Below are 18,567 nucleotides of genomic sequence, written 5' to 3'. Positions count from 1 at the left end.
CCGTGCGTCATCCGCGGACCCGCCTCCGGTCGCGCGGCGCGGGGTCCTGCGAGCGGCGGGGCGGACGGGGTCGCGCGGGTACTCTGAGAGCGATGGCCGTCCACTCGAAGCATCCGGCGTCGGCGCCGCCCGGACCGCCGGTCCGCGAGAAGACCGGCCACCTGCTGCTGCGCGGCTGGTGCATCTTCGTCCTGTTCATGTCGCTGTCCGGCACGGCATGGGTCAACGCGTTCGGAGAGCTTCCGGCGGCCGTCGTGACCATCGGCGGCGGCGTCCTCTCGGCGGTGCTGTGGATCGTCGTCCGCCCTCCGGTGCAGTGGCGCCGCCTGCCCTGGTTCGTCGTGGCCTACGTCGTGTGGGCGACGGCGTCGCTGGCGTGGTCGGCATGGCCGCAGACCACGGCGATCACCCTGCTGCTGCTGTACATCACGACCCTGCAGGCGCTCTTCATCGGCAGCGTCCTGACGTGGCGCGAGCTGGTGGGTGCGGTCGCGTCCGCGCTGAAGTGGGTCGTCGCGCTGTCGATCCTCTTCGAGCTGTGGGTGTCGGTCGCCATCGGCGAGCCGATCATGCCCGGCTGGGTCGTCGAGAAGGCCGACGATCCGATCGAGTACTGGTCGCGGAACAACCTCTTCGATTTCCCTGAGCGCATCCAGGGCATCATGGGCAACGCCAACCTGCTCGGCCCGGTGGCGCTGCTGGCGATCATCGTCTTCGCGATCCGGCTGGCCGCGGGCGCGCCCCGCCGCGTGGCACTGTGGATCTGGATCGGATCGGCGGCCTTCCTCTTCGTCCGCGCGTCCTCGGCCACGGCCTACCTCGCCGCCGCCGCGGTGGCCGTGGTGCTGGTCACCGCGCTCCTCATGCGCCGCGCGACGAAGCCGGGCGAGCGGACGAAGTTCTACCTGGGATACCTCGTCGTGGGCGTGGGTGGCCTGGTGGCGCTCTGGCTGCTGCGGGATGCCGTCTTCAGCGCCCTGGGACGCAGCGCCGACCTCACCGGCCGGGAGCGCATCTGGGACGCGGTGCTGGCCCGCACCGCGGAGCGGCCGTGGGTCGGCTGGGGCTACGCGACGCCGTGGATCCCGTCGGATCCGGCGTTCGACGGCTGGGTGGTCGATCACGGCCAGACCGTCATGCAGGCGCACAGCATGTGGATCGACGTGTCGATGCAGCTCGGGATCGTCGGCGTGGTGCTGCTCGCGCTGCTCTTCTTCGCCTTCATCTGGCGCTCGTGGTTCTTCGCCGTCGACCGGCCGCGCTGGGATCTCCGATCCGACCGCCCGTACTCGCCGCTGACCCTGCTGCCCACGCTGGTGGGGGCGATCCTCCTGGTGCAGGGGCTGGCCGAGTCCAGCCCGCTGCTGCTGTGGGGCTGGCTCTTCGTCGTCATGCTCGGCGGCAAGATCAAGCAGTCCCCGCACGTGGGGGTCGGTCCCGCCGAGCAATCGGCCGCGATCGAGCGCGGTGAGGCCGTCCGCCCGGACGAGTCCGTCCCCCGTGACCGCCCGGGGCCGGGCGCGTGAGCGACTCGCCCGCGCCGACGGCACCCGGATGGCCGGGGGCGCTGCTGAACTCGGCGTCCTTCGCCCGCGCGTTCACCGTCACCGTCTTCGGCACCGTCTTCGCGTCCTTCGCGATCGAGCGCATCGCCGGGCACGTCACCTATGTCACCGTGGTCGCCGGGCTGTGCGTGCTGGGAGCGGCGGTGATGATGGTGCGCCGGGGCGAGGTCTCGCTCCTGCGGCTGGTGCCCACGAGCGTGGTCGTGTTCGTCGGCTGGGCACTGGCGAGCGTCTTCTGGAGCGGCGAGCCGACCACCTCGTTCTGGAGCTGGGTCTCGATGGCCGCGATCGCCTTCCTGGGCGTGGTGATCGGCCACGTGCGGGACACGCTGCAGACCGTCCGGGCCCTCGGCGACGTGCTCCGCGTGCTCCTGGGCCTCTCCCTCGCCGTCGAGGTGCTCTCCGGCATCCTGCTCGACGTCCCGTTCCGCTTCCTCGGCGTGCAGGGCAACCTCGCACAGCTGGGCCCGGTCCAGGGCATCTTCGGAACGCGCAACCTCCTCGGCTTCGTCGCCGTGCTCGCTCTCATCACCTTCTTGATCGAGTACCGCACGCAGTCCGTCGCGCCCGGCGTGTCGGTGGCCTCCGTCGTGCTGGCGGGCGGCCTGGCCGCCCTGAGCGACTCCCCCACGGTCGTCGTCCTCGCCCTCGCCGTGGGCCTGGCCGTCGGCGCCCTCGCGCTCGTGCGCCACGCGCGCCCCGAGCGTCGCGCCGGACTGCAGCTCGCTCTCGGCGCCCTGGTCGTCGTCGGCGTCTTCGTCGGCTATGCGGCGCGGCATCCGATCATCGCCCTGCTCGGGGCCGGCACGGACTTCTCCATGCGCGTCGACCTCTGGAACTTCATGGTCGACATCCTGCGGCAGAGGCCCGTGCAGGGATTCGGCTGGTTCGGTGTGTGGGACCCGCGGGAGTACCCCTTCAACGCCATCAACTTCTGGGTCGACGCCGACCACGCCACCGGGTTGAACGCCTACTTCGACGTGGCGCTGCAGCTCGGCTGGGTGGGGCTGGTGCTGTTCCTCGCCCTGGGCGCCCTCGCCCTCGCGCGCGCGTGGCTGGTCGCCGGCGAGCGTCGCTCGGTGGTGTACGCGTGGACGCCGCTCATCCTCGTGGCGCTCCTGGTCGACTCGATGTTCGAGAGCTTCACGCTCACCGGCCTCGGCTGGCTGATGCTCGTGCTGTGCGCGGTGCGCGCGGGCCAGTCCCGCTCGTGGCGCGAGCGGCTGGACAGCGGGACGGATGCCGGCGGCGGGGCGGGCGCGAGCGGCTCGGGGCTTCCCCACGACCAGGGACCGCACGGGACGGCGGGGTAGGCTTCTCTCCGGCCCGACGTCTCGGCGCCCGCCGCCTCGTTCCCGGAGATTCCCCCGTGACCCACGTCCTTCAGAACGTCGTCTTCCCCCTCGACCGCGATCCCGACCTGCTCCCCCTCTACGTCGACCCCGAGACGTGGTCGGTCATCGACGAGGAGCCGGTGCGCGTGTCCAGCCGCGCGCAGCTCGGGAACATCGTGAGCCGCACGTCGGCGAGGATCGTCGCCGGACGGCGGGTGTCCTTCGGCACGTACTTCAACGCGTTCCCCGCGTCGTACTGGCAGCACTGGACGTCGGTCCGCGAGGTGACGCTCACGGTGCGGACGGTGGGCCCCGCGACGATCCTCGTCTACCGCTCGAACGGAGGCGGCGTCAAGCAGCGGCTGGAGACCCGCGAGGTCGAGGGCGCGCAGACGTCGACCTTCGACCTCGTGCTCGACCAGTACAGCGACGGCGGCTTCATCTGGTTCGACATCGTCGCCGATGAGAAGACGGCGCTCTTCGAGGGCGCCGAGTGGACCACGGAGCTCGACCCCGTCCGCGAGGGCAAGGCGTCGATCGGCATCACGACCTACAACAAGCCGGACTACTGCATCTGGACGCTGATGAACCTGGCGGACTCGCCCGAGGTGCTCGACGTCGTGGACCGGATCTTCCTCATCGACCAGGGCGATCGCCGCGTCGACGCCCAGCCGGAGTACGACGACGTCGCGGCGCGCCTCGGCGACACCCTCCAGATCATCACGCAGCCGAACCTCGGCGGCTCGGGCGGGTTCGCCCGGGCGATGTCCGAGACGCTGTCGCGCCCGGACAGCGACTTCGTCCAACTGCTGGACGACGATGTGCGGATCGAGCCCGAGTCCATCCGGCGATCGGTCGTCTTCGGGCGGTACGCCACGGTGCCGACGATCGTCGGCGCGCACATGTTCGACCTGCTCGACCGGCCCAAGCTCCACGCGTGGGCCGAGGTCGTCGACGACGGGCCGTTCATGTGGCGTGCGCTGTACCAGGAGAAACTTCCGCACGACTTCAGCGTGGCGAACCTCCGGCAGTCGCCGCTGCTGCACATGCGCCTGGACGCCGACTACAACGGCTGGTGGATGTGCCTGATCCCCGTCTCGATCATCCGTGAGATCGGTCTGCCGCTTCCCGCCTTCATCAAGTGGGACGATGCGGAGTTCTGCCTGCGCGCCCGCGACGCCGGCTACCCGACGGTGTCGATGCCGGGAGTCGCGCTGTGGCACGTCTCCTGGGTGGGCAAGGACGACTCGATCGACTGGCAGGCGTACTTCCACGCCCGCAACCGCATCGTCGCCGGACTGCTCCACTCCGGTGCGCCGAAGGGCGGAACCCTCATCCGGCACAGTCGGCGAGTGGACCTCAAGCACCTGATGATGATGCAGTACTACCCCGTGGCCCTGCGTCACCGGGCGCTGCGCGACGTGCTGTCGGGTCCCGCGCACATGCGGGCGAATCTCGCCACCGCGATGCCCGCGGCCCGCGCGCTGGCCAAGGAGTACCCCGAGACCGTCATCCACCGCGAGAACGGCGTCGCGCTGCGCTCCCGCCGCGGCCGCCTCGTCTTCAAGCGTCTCAAGCAGCACAGCTTCGACAGCCCGACGGGCCTGCGGCTGCGCTGGTTCACCCTCTCCACGCTCGTGTCGCACTGGATCCACGCGCCCAAGCCCGAGAACCTCACGCAGCCCGAGGTCGAGTTCGGCAAGGGCGACGCGCACTGGTGGCGGCTCCCGCTGTACGACAGCGCCCTGGTGAACTCCGCCGACGGCTCCGGGAAGAACATCTACACCCGCGATCGCAGGAAGTTCCGCGGGATGATCCTGGACTCCCTGAGGCTGCACCGCCGTCTGCGGCGCGAGTGGCCGCAGCTGGCCGAGCGCTACCGTGCGGCCAGTGCCGAGCTGACCTCTCCCGAGGCCTGGAAGCGGACGTTCGAGGGAGAGTCGTGAGCGGCGCCGGTCCCCGGCCGCAGGGATTCGACCCGACGACGGCGACGATCGCGATCGTCACCTACAACCGCTCCGGCCTGCTCGCGCGCCTGCTCACGAGCATCACGGAGATGCAGCCCAAGCCGGGCCACATCGTGGTGGTCGACAACGCCTCGACCGACGACACCGCCGACGTCGTGGAGTCGTTCCGCGAGGCGCTCGAGCCCAGCACCCTGGTCTACCGCCGGATGGAGACCAACACCGGCGGGTCCGGCGGGTTCAGCGAAGGCATGCGCCTGGCGTACGAGCTGGGGTCGGAGTGGATCTGGCTCATGGACGACGACGTCGAGGTCCTCCCCGACGGCCTGGCCAAGATGGGCAAGTGGTCGGCGCGGTTCCGCAGCATCCAGGGCCGCCGCTACGACTACGACGGCAGCGCCTTCTACTGGCAGTACCGGATCGCCGAGCCGATGGGCATCCCGATCCCCTTCGCTCCGGCCGGCTTCGACGGATCCGGCTACAAGCCGATGAACTCCGGATGCTTCGAGGGCATGTTCATCCACCGGGACGTCGTGCGCCAGATCGGCCTGCCGGACCCGCGCTTCTTCATCTACTGGGACGACCAGATGTACGGCTGGCTGGCCTCGCGCGTGACGCAGTCCGTCATCGTGGACGAGTTCGTGCTCCGACGCACACGCGAGATCAAGCAGTGGGACATGGGCATCCGCCACATGAACGCGTCCAGCAACGCCTACCGCTACTACATCATGCGCAACCGGGCATACATCAAGAAGTACTACCGCGAGCTCGGCGTCTACAACCCGGTGCTGTTCGCGCTCGGGACCGCGCTCACCTTCGGCAAGGAGCTGATCCGCCTCGTGTTCGTCGAGCGGACGGTGCGGGGCACGTCGAACCTCTTCCGGGGACTGCGCGACGGCCGGAGGATCTCGAAGGATGCCTCGTGGCGGCCGATGCCGCCGCTGGAGACCGCGTCCGCCGAGAGCTGAGACGGCAGCCGCAGGAGCGATCCCTCGGGGGAGCCGCCCGCCCCTGTGGTGGCGGACGGTCGCGTCACCGCGGGGAGGGTGCGTAGCCCCGCGGATTCTGGGACTGCCATCTCCACGAGTCGCGGCACGCCTCGTCGATCGTGCGCGTGGCCGACCAGCCGAGCGCCTCGCGCGCCTTGGACGGATCGCAGTACGACGCGGCGACGTCCCCTGCGCGTCTCGGCAGGACGGCCGTGGGGATCTGCCGGCCCGCCGCGCGCCCGAAGGCCGCGATGAGCTCGCGGACGCTGACGGGCACGCCGGTTCCGAGGTTGTAGACCTCGAAGCCCTCGCGTGCGCGCTCGAGCGCGGCGACGTGACCGGCCGCGAGATCGAGGACGTGGATGTAGTCGCGCAGGCCCGTGCCGTCGGGGGTCGGGTAATCGTCGCCGAAGATGCCGACACGCTCGAGGCTGCCCACCGCGACCCGCGCCACGTACGGCATGAGATTGTTGGGCGTGCCCGACGGATCCTCGCCGATCCGGCCGCTGGGGTGGGCGCCGACCGGGTTGAAGTACCGCAGCGCGATCGCGCGCAGGCGCGGGTCGGCCGCCGCGGCATCCTTCAGCATCTCCTCCACGATGCGCTTGGTCTTGCCGTAGGGATTGGCCAGGTCGATCCCGGTCGGCGAGTCCTCGCGCAGCGGAAGTGTCTCGGGCCTGCCGTAGACGGTCGCCGAGCTGGAGAAGACGATCGTCGGGATCGACTCGGCCGCCATGAGCCTCAGCACCGCGACGGCCGAGCCGATGTTCACGTCGTAGTAGCGCACCGGCTGCGCGACCGACTCGCCGACCGCCTTGAGGCCCGCGAAGTGGACGACGGCGTCGACGGGGCCGTGCTGCTGCACGAACGCGCGCACCCGCGGCTCGTCCCGCACGTCCGCGCCCAGAAGAGGGATCTCCGCGCCGGCGAGCGATCCGGCACGGGCGATCGCCTCGGGCGAGGAGTTGGACATGTCATCCACGACGATGACCTCGTGCCCGGCCTCGATGAGAGCGACCGCTGTGTGCGCGCCGATGTAGCCCGCGCCGCCGGAGAGAAGGACTCGCATCCGACAAGCCTACGAGAGCCGCCGGCTGCGACCGCGCTCAGCCGGTCGGGTAGTCGGCGTTGTAGCGGTCGAGGACCTCGTCGATCGGGGCATCCAGTGCGAGCCGGTGCTTGTCGAGGTACAGCCCGCGGGTGCAGAACCGCCGCAGGTCGCGCTCGCTGTGCGACACGAAGAACAGCGTCCGGCCGTCGGCGAGCAGCTCGTCGATGCGGGCGTAGCACTTCTCGCGGAACGCCTTGTCGCCGACCGCCAGCACCTCGTCGACGAGGAGGATCGGCTCCTCCAGCTGTGAGACGACGGAGAACGCCAGGCGCACCTTCATCCCGTTGCTGAGGTGCTTGTAGGGCGTGTCGATGAAGTCCTCGAGCTCGGCGAAAGCGATGATGCCGTCGAAGCGACGCGTGACCTCGGCCTTCGACATCCCGTGGAGCCCCGACGTCAGGCGCACGTTCTCGCGCACCGTCAGGTCGCCGACGAAGCCTCCCGTGATCTCGATGAGCGGTGCGACGCCGCCGTTGACCGAGACGGTCCCCTCGTCGGGGAGCAGCACGCCCGCCACGAGCTTGAGCAGCGTCGACTTGCCCTGCCCGTTCCGCCCCACCACGCCGATGGACTCCCCCGGGCGCACGTCGAAGCCGACGTCGCGCAGCGCCCAGAACTCCCCCGGCTTCGAGCGCCGCGTGGAGTCGGAGAACAGGTCCTTGATGTTGCGGCGGCCACGACGGTTCCGGCGGAAACGCACCCCGAGGCCCTCGACCTCGATCGCCAGGCCCGACGACGTCATCACAGCTCCTTCAGGACGGGACGCTCCAGGCGGCGGAACACCAGCACGCCCAGGACGAAGAACAGCACCGACATGACGGCGCCGATCGACACCACCCAGGGATCCCACTCCCCGGGGAAGAACCCCACCCGGTAGAGCGCGAAGATGCCGGCGAGGGGGTTGAACGCGGCGAGCGTCTCGAACACGCCCGGCAGGTCGGACACCCCGTAGATGACCGGCGACGCATAGAACAGCGCACGCAGGATCAGCTTGGTCGTGCGCTCCAGGTCGCTCCACAGCACGCACAGCGGCGCGACGAGCAGGCCGAGACCGATCAGCAGGATCGTCTGCAGCAGGACGGCGACGGGGAAGAGCAGCAGACCCCAGTTGAACTGCACGCCCGGCCCTGCCACGACGATGAAGAGCGCGAGGACCGGCAGCGAGCAGAGGAACTCGATCGCCTTCGACAGCACGATGCGGTTCACCCAGATGGAGCGCGGGATCGCGGTGGATCGCACCAGCCGGGCGTCCTTGTTGAACGCCCGCGTGAAGTCCGACACCGCGGAGTTGAACCACACCCACGGCAGGAGCGCGGTGATCAGGAAGACGATGTAGGGCTCATGGCCGACCGTGCGATCGAAGATCTGCGTGAAGACGAACCAGTAGATCGCGCTCATCACGAGCGGGTCCAGGATCGACCAGAGATACCCGAGCGCGCTCGTGGCGTAGCGGACCTTGAGGTCGCGCGCCGACAGCAGCCACAGTGAGTGGACGTAGCGCCGGGCGGATCCGGGGGCGCCGACGGCGGCAGTGGTCACGGGTCGAGTCTATGCGGGCCCGCTCACGCGAGCTGATTGCTCCACATCGACAGCGCCGCGCCGATGGCCATGTGCATGTCCAGGTACTGATACGTGCCCAGGCGGCCGCCGAAGAGCACGTCCTTCTCACCCTTCGCGAGCTCCCGGTACGCCAGCAGTCCTGCGCGGTCCTCCGGCGTGTTCACCGGGTAGTACGGCTCGTCCTCGCGCGACGCGAACCGCGAGAACTCCCGCATGATGACGGTTCGGTCGGCGGGGTAGCGGTCGGCGCGCTCCGGGTGGAAGTGCCGGAACTCGTGGATGCGCGTGTACGGGACGTCGGCATCCGCGTAGTTCATGACCGACGTGCCCTGGAAGTCGCCGACCTCGAGAACCTCCTGCTCGAGGTCGATCGTGCGCCAGGACAGTGCGCCCTCCGCGTAGTCGAAGTACCGATCGACCGGGCCCGTGTAGACGATGGGAACCTGCCCGACCGTCGCCTTCTTGTTGAGGGGCTGCGACTCGTCGAAGAAGTCGGTGTCGAGCTTCACCTCGATGCCCGGGTGGTCGGCCATGCGCTCCAGCCACGCGGTGTACCCGTCGGTGGGAAGGCCCTCCCACGTGTCGTTGAAGTAGCGGTTGTCGTAGTTGTAGCGCACGGGAAGGCGGCTGATCACCTCGGCGGGCAGCTCCTTGGGATCCGTCTGCCACTGCTTGGCGGTGTAGTCGCGGATGAAGGCCTCGTACAGGGGGCGGCCGATGAGCGCGATCCCCTTCTCCTCGAGGTTGGCTGCGTCCTTCGCGTCGAACTCGCCGGCGAGCTCGTGCACGAGCGCACGCGCCTCTTGCGGCGAGTACGCCGCCTGGAAGAACTGGTTGATGGTGCCGAGGTTGATCGGCAGCGGGTACACGACGCCCTTGTGGTTCGTGTAGACGCGGTGCACGTAGTCCGTGAAGGTCGTGAAGCGGTTGACGTACTCCCACACTCCCGGGTTGGACGTGTGGAACAGGTGCGCGCCGTAGCGATGCACCTCGATCCCGGTCGTCGGCTCGTCCTCGCTGTACGCGTTCCCGCCGATGTGGTGGCGGCGATCGATGACGGTGACCTTGCGACCAGCCGCCGCGGCCCGTTCTGCGATCGTGAGGCCGAAGAATCCGGAGCCGACGACGAGGAGATCCATGCGCTGTGCTTTCGTGAGGGGGATGCCGGGACACGGCGACGCGGCGGGCCCAGCCGCCGCGGAGTCCGATCCTACTCGATGCGCCTGTCCGGGACGGGTGAGCCCCGGCGGTGTGCGGCGAGGCGACGGGGGATCTCGTAGGCTCGGGGTGCCATGACACTCGACATCGTCATTCCGTTCTGGGGCGACCCCGCGCTGCTCTACGACACCGTCCGCTCCGTCCAGGCGCAGGACGACCCCGACTGGCGCCTTCTCGTCATCGACGACTGCTACCCGGACGAGTCCGTCCCCGGCTTCTTCGCCGCGATCGAGGATCCGCGGATCGCGTACGTCCGCAACGAGGTCAATCTCGGGATCACCGAGAACTATCGCGAAGCCATCCGCCGCGCGCAGGGCGAGCACCTGACGATCCTGGGCTGCGACGACCTCCTCCTGCCGAACTACGTGAGCGTGATCGGCCGCACCATCCGGGCGGTGCCGCACGCCGATGTGATCCAGCCCGGCGTCCAGGTGATCGACGAGACGGGACGCGTCGTCCGGCCGCTGGTCGACCGGGTCAAGCAGAGCATCCTCGCCCCGCACGGCGGACGGGGCATCGCCGTGCTCACGGCCGAGCGCATGGCGACGAGCCTCATCCGCGGCGACTGGCTGTACTGGCCGTCGCTCACCTTCCGCACCGAGACGCTGCGGCGGATCGACTTCCGCGACGGCCTGCCGATCATCCAGGACCTCGCCCTGCTGATGGACATCGCCTTCGACGGCGGCACCCTCGCGTACAACCCGGAGCTCGCCTTCTCGTATCGCCGCCACGGCAGCAGCGCGTCCCAGAAGACCCTGCTGGACGGACGACGGTTCCGCGACGAGCGGACGTACTACCGCCAGGCCCGCGAGCTGGCGAAGGCCAAGGGCTGGGGGCGCACCTCGACCACCGCGGGCCTGCGGGTCATGTCCCGGCTTCATGCGCTCACCGAGCTTCCCGGCGTCATCAGGCACGGGACACGTGCCGGGATAGAATCGACTCTCGCCCACGTCTTCACCCCCTGAACCGCCGCCCGCGCCGGGGGATCCACCGCTTCATCAGGAGTCCTCCCGCTATGTCGAACCACGTGCTCATCACCGGCGGAGCGGGATTCATCGGCAGTCGGCTCGCCCGGCGGCTCGTCGCCGCCGGCAGCACCGTCACGGTGCTGGACGCCCTCATCCCGCAGGTGCACGGCGCCGACCCCGCGACGACGTCGCCGCTGCTGCGCAGCCTCGACGGCATCGCGACGGTGATCCACGGGTCCGTCACGTCCGTCGAGGCGCTCCGCGAGGCGATCGCGGGGGCGGACGTCATCGTCCACCTGGCCGCCGAGACCGGCACCGGCCAGTCGATGTACGAGATCGACCGGTACGTCGAGGCGAACGTCGGCGGCACCGCCAAGCTCCTGGACGTCCTCGCCAACGAGGAGCATTCCGTCCGGCGGCTGGTGATCGCGTCGTCGCGGTCGATCTACGGCGAGGGCGCATACCGCACCGCCGACGGGCGGACGGTGTATCCCTCCCACCGCGACGACGCCGCGATGGCCGCCGGCGACTTCGACGTGCACATGGACGGAGAAGGCGACCTCGAGCTGATCCCCACGGACGAGGGGTCCAAGCTGCACCCGTCCAGCGTCTACGGCATCACGAAGCAGATGCAGGAGTCGCTCATCCTCACCGTCGCGCCGACGGTCGGCATCGAGCCGGTGTCGCTGCGTTACCAGAACGTCTACGGGCCGGGGCAGTCCCTGAAGAACCCCTACACCGGAATCCTCTCGATCTTCTCGACGCTGATCCGTCAGGGCAAGGAGATCAACATCTTCGAGGACGGCCTCGAGAGCCGGGACTTCGTCTTCATCGACGACGTCGTGGAGGCCACGTTCCTCGCCGCCACCGAGCCCGCGGCCGCCGGCGGCGTCTTCAACGTCGGATCGGGTGTGGCCACCACCGTGAACGAGGTCGTCGCGGCGCTGTTCGCCGCCTTCGGCACCGAGGTGCCGACCCGCGTGTCGGGCAACTACCGTCTGGGCGACATCCGTCACAACGTCGCCGACACCACCCGCCTCCGGGAGGTCCTCGGCTTCGAGCCCGCCGTCACGTTCCGCGACGGCGTGAAGCGGTTCGTGGAGTGGGTCCTCACCGAGCCGGTCGAGGAGGACGCCTACCAGCGGTCCCTCGACGAGATGGCGGCGAGGAATCTCCTGAAGTGATCCGGCGCGCGATCTTGACGGGCACCCCCTACCCGTATCGCTCCAACAGCCTCAACCTCTTCCGGCTGGTGCTGGCCGCGACCGTCCTCTTCGCGCACTCCTTCTACATCGCCGGGCAGGGAGTGGGCCCGCAGATCCACGGCGAGAACCTCGGCGGATGGGCCGTGGCCGGCTTCTTCGTCCTCTCGGGCTTCCTCATCACCCGCAGCCGGCTGCGCACCGGCCCGGGAGACTACCTTCTTCACCGCATCGCCCGCATCTTCCCGGCCTTCCTGGTGTGCCTCGTCGTCATCGCCTTCGTGTTCGCGCCGCTGGCCGCCCTCCTCGAGCACGGCACGCTCGCCGGCTTCCTCAGCACGCCGGTGACGCCCCTGGAGTACATCTGGGGCAACCTCACTCTCTACATCGACCACTACACGATCGGCACGACGCTCGAGTCGGTGCCCTACCCCGGCGCGTGGAACGGATCGCTCTGGACGCTCTTCTACGAGTTCCTCTGCTACATCCTGGTGTGGGTGCTGGGCGGGCTGGCGCTGTTCCGCCGCACGCCTCTCGTGGCGGGTGCGGCCTTCGGCGTCAGCCTGGCCGTCTGGATCGGCATCGGTCTGGCCCAGCGGTGGGGTCTCGACGAGAGCTTCGTGCTGTTCGCCAAGCTCGCGCCCTTCTTCCTCGGCGGCGCGCTGGTGTACTTCCTCGTCGAGCGGGCCGGCATCAACCGCTACGTCGGCATCGGCTCCCTCGTCATCGCCGTGGTGCTGATCGCGGCGGTGCCCCGGTGGGGAGGCCAGGCCGCCGCCCCCTTCCTCGCATACGGGCTGCTGTGGCTGTCGGCTGTCGTGCCGCAGCCCCGGTGGATCGCGCGCAACGACGTCAGCTACGGCTTCTACATCTACGCCTGGCCGGTCCAGCAGCTCACCGTCCTGCTGGGCGCCGCCGCCCTGGGCATGCCGGCGTACATCGCGATCACCGTCGTCGTGACGTTCGCCCTGGCGTGGGCCAGCTGGGTGGGCATCGAGCGCCGGGCGATGCTGTGGGCGCGGCCGGCGGGCAACCACCTCCGCCCGCCCGAGACCATCCCCGGCGACATCCAGCGCATGTGACCCCGGTGACGTAGGCTGGACGACCGTGCCCCGCGTGCTCGTCGACCTCCTGTCCTACTCCGGTACGAAGGGGGGCATGGAGACGTATACGCGTGAGCTCTACCGCGCGCTGGGCGCCCTGGGCGACGAGTACGAGTACGTCGGGTTCCTGAGCCGTGAGGGCGCCGCCCTCGACAGGTCCTGGTTCCCCGGTCGCATCATCGAGTCCGGCATCAGCGGTGAGAACCGGTTCCAGTGGGCGTGGGGCGAGCTCACGCAGGTGGCCCGCGCCGCCGACCGCGTCCGTGCCGATCTCGTCCACTCGCCCGCGACGCTCGGGCCCCGCAAGACGACGATGCCCACCGTCGTCACGATGCACGACATGCTCTACTGGAGCCATCCGGAGTACATGTCCACCCCGCTCTACACGGCGCCCGTCAAGTGGATGGAGAAGGTCGCCGCGCGCAACGCGACGCGCATCGTGACCATCAGTCCCACCTCCGCCGACGAGATCGTCAAGTACCTGGGCGTCGAGCGCGGGCGCCTGGATGTGGTGCCCCTCGCCGGCACGACGCCCGAAGGAGTTGATCGGTCGCTCGCGGGCACGGAGGGACCCCTGATCCTCGCGATGGGCAATCGCCGCCCCCACAAGAACTGGGGCTCCCTGATCCGCGCCCTCACCCACATCCCCGAGGCGGAGCGCCCGCGCGTGGTGATCACCGGCGGCCGGGGCGAGGACCCGCTGCAGGCCGACGTCGACGAGACCGGTATGGCCAGGTGGGTCGATCTCCGGGGCTGGGTGGACGATGCCGAGGTCCGCCGCCTCTACTCGACCGCGACGGCGCTGGCCATCCCGTCGCTGGCGGAGGGCTTCTCCCTCCCCTCCCTCGAGGCGATGGCCGCGGGAGTCCCCGTCCTGCTCAGCGACATCGACGTGCACCGGTTCGTGGCCGGCGATGCGGCGCGCTACTTCGAGCCGGCCGACGACCGGAGCCTCGCCGAGGCCATGATCGCGGTGACCACGGACGCCGGCCTGCGTCAGCGAATGTCGGCCGCGGGCGTGGCGAGAGCGGCGGAGTTCACCTGGCAGCGCACCGCGCGCGAGACGAGAGCGTCCTTCGACGCAGCGCTGGGCATCACCCGCTGACGCCGTTGCGACGGCGGACGAGTCCGGTGGCGTGGATCAGCACGCCCACGACCGGACTCGCGCACAGCGCGAGCAACACGCGCTCGAGTTCCGGCAGCGGCAGCAGCAGCAACCCGATGAGGGAGGCGGATGCCGCGGCCCAGCCGAGCAGGTAGCGCCCGTGATCCCCCGCGGCGAGCACGGCGGGGCCGGTCAGGCAGAGGAGCGCGGTGAGCCCGGCGCTGGCCACGATCGCGGCGTACGCCGGCGCCGGGAGCGCGTAGCGGTCGCCGTAGAGGAGTGCGATCACCCAGGGGCCCACGACCACGGCGAGCGCGGACAGCACAGCCGTCACGAGGAGAAGGCCCGCACCCCAGAGCCGGACCCGCGCGGCCACCCTGCCCGGCGCGTCCCGGAACGTCACGATGAGGAGGCTCTGGAGGGCAAGGAGCGGGATGACCAGCGGCGCGCGAGTGAGGGTGATCACGAGGATCAGGGAGGCCAGGAGCTCGGGCTGGGTCCGGTCCGAGGTGACCCCGAGCAGGAAGGGCAGGCCGGAGATCATGATGCCCGTCGCGACGGCCGCGCCGACCGTGCGCACGCTGTTGCGCAGCAGGCCGGGCATGCCGGTGTCGAGCGCGAGCGAGGCGCGGATGCCGCGCCCGGTGAACAGCCAGACTCCGGCGGCGGCGAGGAGGAACGGTGCGGCGACGGCCCAGCCCAGTCCGGCGACCCCGGCGCCGAGGGCCAGGGCCGCCGCGATCGCGATGAGGCGCAGCACCGAGTCGGAGACGGTCATGGCGGCGACGCCCGGCCAGTTGCGCACCCCGTAGAGGGCTCCGCTCAGCACGGCGACGAACGTGTAGCCGACCGCCGCGACGGCGAGTGCGGCGACCAGCTGGACCACCGCGCCGCCCGCATCGGCCAGGGCCTCCGGCGGCAGGACCTGGGACGCCCACAGGGGCGAGAGCGCGACGATGAGCACGGCGGCGCCCGACGCGTACAGCAGCGCGAACCCCACCAGGGTGCGGGTGCCGCCGGCGGGCGCCGCGACGTGCGCAGCCCTGGTCACCTCCTGCTGCACCCCGGACAGGGCCGAGACGACGAGGTAGACGATCGACCAGAAGACGCTGAAGGTGATGTACTCGTCGGCGGCGGTGAAGCCGGGCACGACGGCCTGGATCACGTAGCCGATGACTCCGGCCAGGACGGTGGCGCCGAGGACGTAGCCGAGGGCACCGCGTCCCTCGGCCCGGTCAGCCTCGCTCATCTGCCTCCGGCGACGAGGGACGGCCGTCGAGCGCATCGCAGCGCGCGGCGAGATCCTCCAGCTGCGCGCGCAGGATCGCCACCTCCTCGGCCGTGCGCCGGTTCTCGTCCTCCGCCTGCGAGAGCTCCCAGGACAGGTGGAGCGTCACGCCGAGCAGCAGCACGATCGCTGCCGCGAACAGCAGGTTCGCGGGGATCTGGACCCCGAGCACCGCGGTGAGCCACAGCAGCAGCTGCGGGAAGAGGCCGAGGATGAGCACCGCCAGCGCCACGACGATCCACAGCACGGCGTACTTCTCGCGGATGCGCCGCGTGAGCAGCAGCCACATCACCAGGAAGAGGATGAGGACGGCCAGGACGATTCCCGCCAGGACGATCATGCCGCGACCCCCGGTGCAGGACGCGACCGGCGCATGAGCGCCAGCCCGAGCGCGAACATGGACCGCAGCAGGTACACCGTCGACCCCCACGCGCCCTGGCTGGGGCGGCCGAACTGCCGCGGGCGCATCGCGACCGGCACCTGCGTCACCACCAGGCCGGCGTGGCACGCGGCCACGAGCGAGTCCAGCGTGTCGCCGAGGTACTCGGCCGGGTAGTAGCGGACGTACTGCCCGATCGCGCGGGGCCCGGCGGCGCGGAAGCCGCTCGTGACATCGGTGAGCGTCGTGTGCGCGACGCGGGAGACGACCGATGCGAGGAACTTCATCGCCCACTTGCGGGGTCCGCGCACCTTGTAGTCGCCGACGTCGCTGAACCGCGCGCCGATCGAGATGTCGGCCCGCTCGAGCCCGGCGAGGACGCGCTCGATGTCGGCCGGGTTGTGCTGGCCATCGGCGTCGACCTGGATCACGCGGCGATAGCCCATGCGCTGGGCGTACGTGAACCCCGTGCGCATCGCCCCGCCGACGCCGAGATTGAACGGCAGCACCAGCACGGTGGCTCCCGCCTCGCGCGCCACATGCGCGGTGTCGTCGGCCGAGCCGTCGTCGACGACGGCGACGTGGTAGTCGGCGCTGGCGGCGCGGATCTCCCTGACGGTGTTGCCGACGTTGCTCGATTCGTTCCACGCCGGGACGATGACGAGCACGGGATCGGAAGCGGTCGTCATAGTCCCAGAAGTCTATCCGAGGGCGTGTGCCCGCCCGGGATCAGCCGCATGCCACGATCTCGTACAGGCGCTTGTCGCCCTCGCTGTCGACGAGCCGCACGGCGTCCGAGTCTGCGAGGTCGTCCAGTCCCGGGAAGGGATGCGTGCCGGGGTGGACCTCCTGCGTGCCGAAGTCCAGCACGAAGCCGACGTCGAGGTCGGCCACGGCCCGGCAGACGGTGCCGCCGGGCCGGGCCGAGTCCAGTCCGTCGTTGATCGTCTCGAGCTCGTCGGAGATCTGCATCAGGGTGTGCGGCATGAGCACATCCCGACCGGAGATCGCGGAGGCCAGGGAGGCTCCCGTCCACGGGCTTCCCGCGATGGCGACGCCCTCCGGGACGTGCTCCGGCACGCGCTGCAGCAGCGCGTACTCGTCGGAGGTCAGCAGCGGCGAGCCCGGGTAGAGCAGGTACAGCGGTTTGGCCCAGTCGACGGCACGCTGGACGGCCAGTCCCTGCATCGACAGCCCCAGGAGCACGGCGAGGACGGCGGCGACGGTGACGCGCGCGGCGCGCGGAAGGGACCTGGCTGCGCGGCGCAGGGGCGGGAGCGCCGCGACGGCGACCCACGTGCGGACGATGCCGTACGCCCCGAGCGGCACCGAGGCGATCGCGAGGATGGCCGCGAGGCGCGGCAGGTTGTTGTACCAGCTTCCGGTGAGCAGGTCGCGCAGGTCGCCGAAGGGAAGGGATGCGACGGTGATGAACAGCACCGCCCCGACGACCCACATGCCCAGGGCCACGATGGCCGGCCGCGTGCGGTCGATGACCGCCCACACCGCTCCGGCGAGGATCGCGACGGCGGCGACGAAGGCCGGCGCGAGATACCAGGTCGACGCCGACAGCACCTGCCATGCCGCCTCGGGCACCGACATCTGGGTCGGCCACAGCCGCGCCTCGAGCGGGGGCCGGAGGATGCGCACGAGCACGACGCCGATCCCGAGATACGCGATCACCCCCGCCGCGACGAGGAGCCTGCCCTTCACCGTGGTCGAGACCCGCCACCGGTCCACGGTGAAGACGATGGCCATCGGCACGGTGAGCGCGAGCCACGCGACGAAGGCGCCAGGGTGCCCGAGTGCCATGCCGGGGATGGCACCGAGGAGGATGAGGAGCCACCACCACAGGCCCGCCGGATCCCGCTGCGGCACGATCGACAGCACGCGCAGCGTCGCCGCGAGCGCCACCGGCAGCACCGCCAGCCCGAGCTGGAACGGATACAGCACGCCGTAGTCCATCGGCAGCAGCGGGAACGTGGGCAGGGACACGGCGAGGAGGGCCGCTCCGACGGTCAGCACCGGATGCCGCCCGAAGAGGGCGCGGGCCAGCAGCACCACGGCGACCGGCCACACGACGGCGGCGACCACCATGACGACCGCGTTGACGGCCACCGGGATCGACGCGCCCGAGAGCTGGACCGTGAGCGACACCAGCGCGTGCCATGCCGCCGGGTAGAACGGGAGCGAGCCATCGGGGCTCGTCATGTATCCGAGCCGGAGGGAGGAGGCGTTCCCCTCGTCGAGGATGAACCGCACACCGTTGAGGTGGAAGATGTTGTCGAACGTCTGCGAGATGTGGTCCGGTGCCTGGATGATCTGCGCGACGCGGACGATCGTGATCACGGCCGCGGCGGCCAGCGCGGCGACGAGCCACCAGTCGGGCCGGGGGCGCGGCCGGCGCGCGAGCGCGATGCCACCGTCCACCCGGCGTCGGATCAGGAGGATGGCGCCGCCCACGAGCGCCGTCATGCCCGCGACGGGGAGCAGCGACCACGGCACGCCCACCCATCCTGCGACGACCGCCGTCCCGCCGATGATCGTCAGCGCGAACGCGGGAGCCGCTCCCACCGCCCAGAGTCCGCGCAGCCCCACCGCGGCCGCCAGCGCTCCGCCGAGACCCCACAGGATCGCGACGGCGACGCACACCGGCCAAACCAGGTCGAGAAACGTCACGATCGGCCTTTCTCGGAGAATCACGTGTCGTGGTCGGCGTGAGCGACTGCCCGGCGCACCGCTAGAACCCTACCGGCGTATCGCTGAGAGGCCGCTTCGGGG

16 protein-coding genes are annotated in these 18,567 nt (G+C 70.3%); 8 read left to right on the top strand and 8 right to left on the bottom strand.

Annotated features, from left to right (window positions below; genetic code table 11):
• Positions 1–92 precede the first annotated feature (92 nt).
• Genes V6R91_RS30660 through V6R91_RS30645 form a run of 4 tightly spaced genes read left to right on the top strand, consistent with a single transcriptional unit; the run spans position 93 to position 5,831 of the window.
• Entirely contained in the window at positions 93–1,526 is a 1,434-nt protein-coding gene (locus V6R91_RS30660) for an O-antigen ligase family protein (RefSeq protein WP_336398479.1), read from the top strand.
• A complete protein-coding gene (locus tag V6R91_RS30655) occupies positions 1,523–2,878 on the top strand; it encodes an O-antigen ligase family protein (RefSeq protein WP_336398478.1) in 1,356 nt (451 codons plus the stop codon). Before V6R91_RS30660 ends, V6R91_RS30655 begins: the two co-directional genes overlap by 4 nt.
• A 56-nt stretch (positions 2,879–2,934) precedes the next feature.
• Positions 2,935–4,845, top strand: coding sequence for a glycosyltransferase (locus V6R91_RS30650; RefSeq protein WP_336398477.1), 1,911 nt, complete (start codon positions 2,935–2,937; stop codon positions 4,843–4,845).
• Positions 4,842–5,831, top strand: a complete 990-nt coding sequence (locus tag V6R91_RS30645) for a glycosyltransferase family 2 protein (RefSeq protein ID WP_336398476.1) — start codon at positions 4,842–4,844, stop codon at positions 5,829–5,831. Before V6R91_RS30650 ends, V6R91_RS30645 begins: the two co-directional genes overlap by 4 nt.
• A 64-nt stretch (positions 5,832–5,895) precedes the next feature.
• Here V6R91_RS30645 and galE read toward each other — a convergent pair whose 3' ends face one another.
• The 4 genes from galE to glf are packed head-to-tail and all read right to left on the bottom strand — an operon-like array spanning position 5,896 to position 9,662.
• A complete protein-coding gene (gene galE, locus V6R91_RS30640; protein WP_336398475.1) occupies positions 5,896–6,921 on the bottom strand; it encodes a UDP-glucose 4-epimerase GalE in 1,026 nt (341 codons plus the stop codon).
• A gap of 37 nt (positions 6,922–6,958) precedes the next feature.
• Positions 6,959–7,705 carry an ABC transporter ATP-binding protein gene (locus tag V6R91_RS30635; RefSeq protein ID WP_336398474.1) on the bottom strand — a complete coding sequence of 249 codons (747 nt, stop codon included), beginning with the start codon at positions 7,703–7,705 and terminating at the stop codon, positions 6,959–6,961.
• Positions 7,705–8,502, bottom strand: coding sequence for an ABC transporter permease (locus V6R91_RS30630; RefSeq protein ID WP_336398473.1), 798 nt, complete (start codon positions 8,500–8,502; stop codon positions 7,705–7,707). Before V6R91_RS30630 ends, V6R91_RS30635 begins: the two co-directional genes overlap by 1 nt.
• A 23-nt stretch (positions 8,503–8,525) precedes the next feature.
• The gene (gene glf, locus V6R91_RS30625; RefSeq protein WP_336398472.1) at positions 8,526–9,662 is read right to left on the bottom strand and encodes a UDP-galactopyranose mutase; all 1,137 of its coding nucleotides are present in this window, start codon (positions 9,660–9,662) and stop codon (positions 8,526–8,528) included.
• A gap of 153 nt (positions 9,663–9,815) precedes the next feature.
• Between glf and V6R91_RS30620 the strand changes: the two genes are divergently transcribed.
• Genes V6R91_RS30620 through V6R91_RS30605 form a run of 4 tightly spaced genes read left to right on the top strand, consistent with a single transcriptional unit; the run spans position 9,816 to position 14,119 of the window.
• Positions 9,816–10,706 carry a glycosyltransferase family 2 protein gene (locus V6R91_RS30620; RefSeq protein WP_336398471.1) on the top strand — a complete coding sequence of 297 codons (891 nt, stop codon included), beginning with the start codon at positions 9,816–9,818 and terminating at the stop codon, positions 10,704–10,706.
• 50 nt (positions 10,707–10,756) lie between these two features.
• Positions 10,757–11,893 (top strand): NAD-dependent epimerase/dehydratase family protein, encoded by a 1,137-nt coding sequence (locus V6R91_RS30615; RefSeq protein ID WP_336398470.1) that lies wholly within the window; start codon positions 10,757–10,759, stop codon positions 11,891–11,893.
• Between the two features lie 14 nt (positions 11,894–11,907).
• On the top strand, positions 11,908–12,993 hold the full coding sequence (locus V6R91_RS30610) for an acyltransferase family protein (protein WP_336398469.1): 1,086 nt from the start codon (positions 11,908–11,910) through the stop codon (positions 12,991–12,993).
• A gap of 25 nt (positions 12,994–13,018) precedes the next feature.
• Positions 13,019–14,119 (top strand): glycosyltransferase family 4 protein, encoded by a 1,101-nt coding sequence (locus tag V6R91_RS30605; protein WP_336398468.1) that lies wholly within the window; start codon positions 13,019–13,021, stop codon positions 14,117–14,119.
• Here the strand turns inward: V6R91_RS30605 and V6R91_RS30600 are convergent.
• From V6R91_RS30600 to V6R91_RS30585, 4 genes are read right to left on the bottom strand one after another with little or no spacing between them, the layout of a single operon-like run.
• Positions 14,109–15,368, bottom strand: a complete 1,260-nt coding sequence (locus tag V6R91_RS30600; RefSeq protein WP_336398467.1) for a hypothetical protein — start codon at positions 15,366–15,368, stop codon at positions 14,109–14,111. The genes V6R91_RS30605 and V6R91_RS30600 overlap by 11 nt on opposite strands.
• Positions 15,355–15,747 carry a DUF2304 domain-containing protein gene (locus V6R91_RS30595; RefSeq protein WP_336398466.1) on the bottom strand — a complete coding sequence of 131 codons (393 nt, stop codon included), beginning with the start codon at positions 15,745–15,747 and terminating at the stop codon, positions 15,355–15,357. Before V6R91_RS30595 ends, V6R91_RS30600 begins: the two co-directional genes overlap by 14 nt.
• Complete coding sequence (locus V6R91_RS30590) at positions 15,744–16,475, bottom strand: glycosyltransferase family 2 protein (RefSeq protein WP_336398465.1); 732 nt, start codon at positions 16,473–16,475, stop codon at positions 15,744–15,746. Before V6R91_RS30590 ends, V6R91_RS30595 begins: the two co-directional genes overlap by 4 nt.
• Positions 16,476–16,515: 40 nt before the next feature.
• Complete coding sequence (locus V6R91_RS30585; RefSeq protein WP_336398464.1) at positions 16,516–18,465, bottom strand: DUF6541 family protein; 1,950 nt, start codon at positions 18,463–18,465, stop codon at positions 16,516–16,518.
• Positions 18,466–18,567 lie beyond the last annotated feature (102 nt).

It is taken from the genome of Microbacterium sp. CCNWLW41 (assembly GCF_037083505.1).
This window is presented reverse-complemented; position numbering and strand designations above follow the sequence as displayed.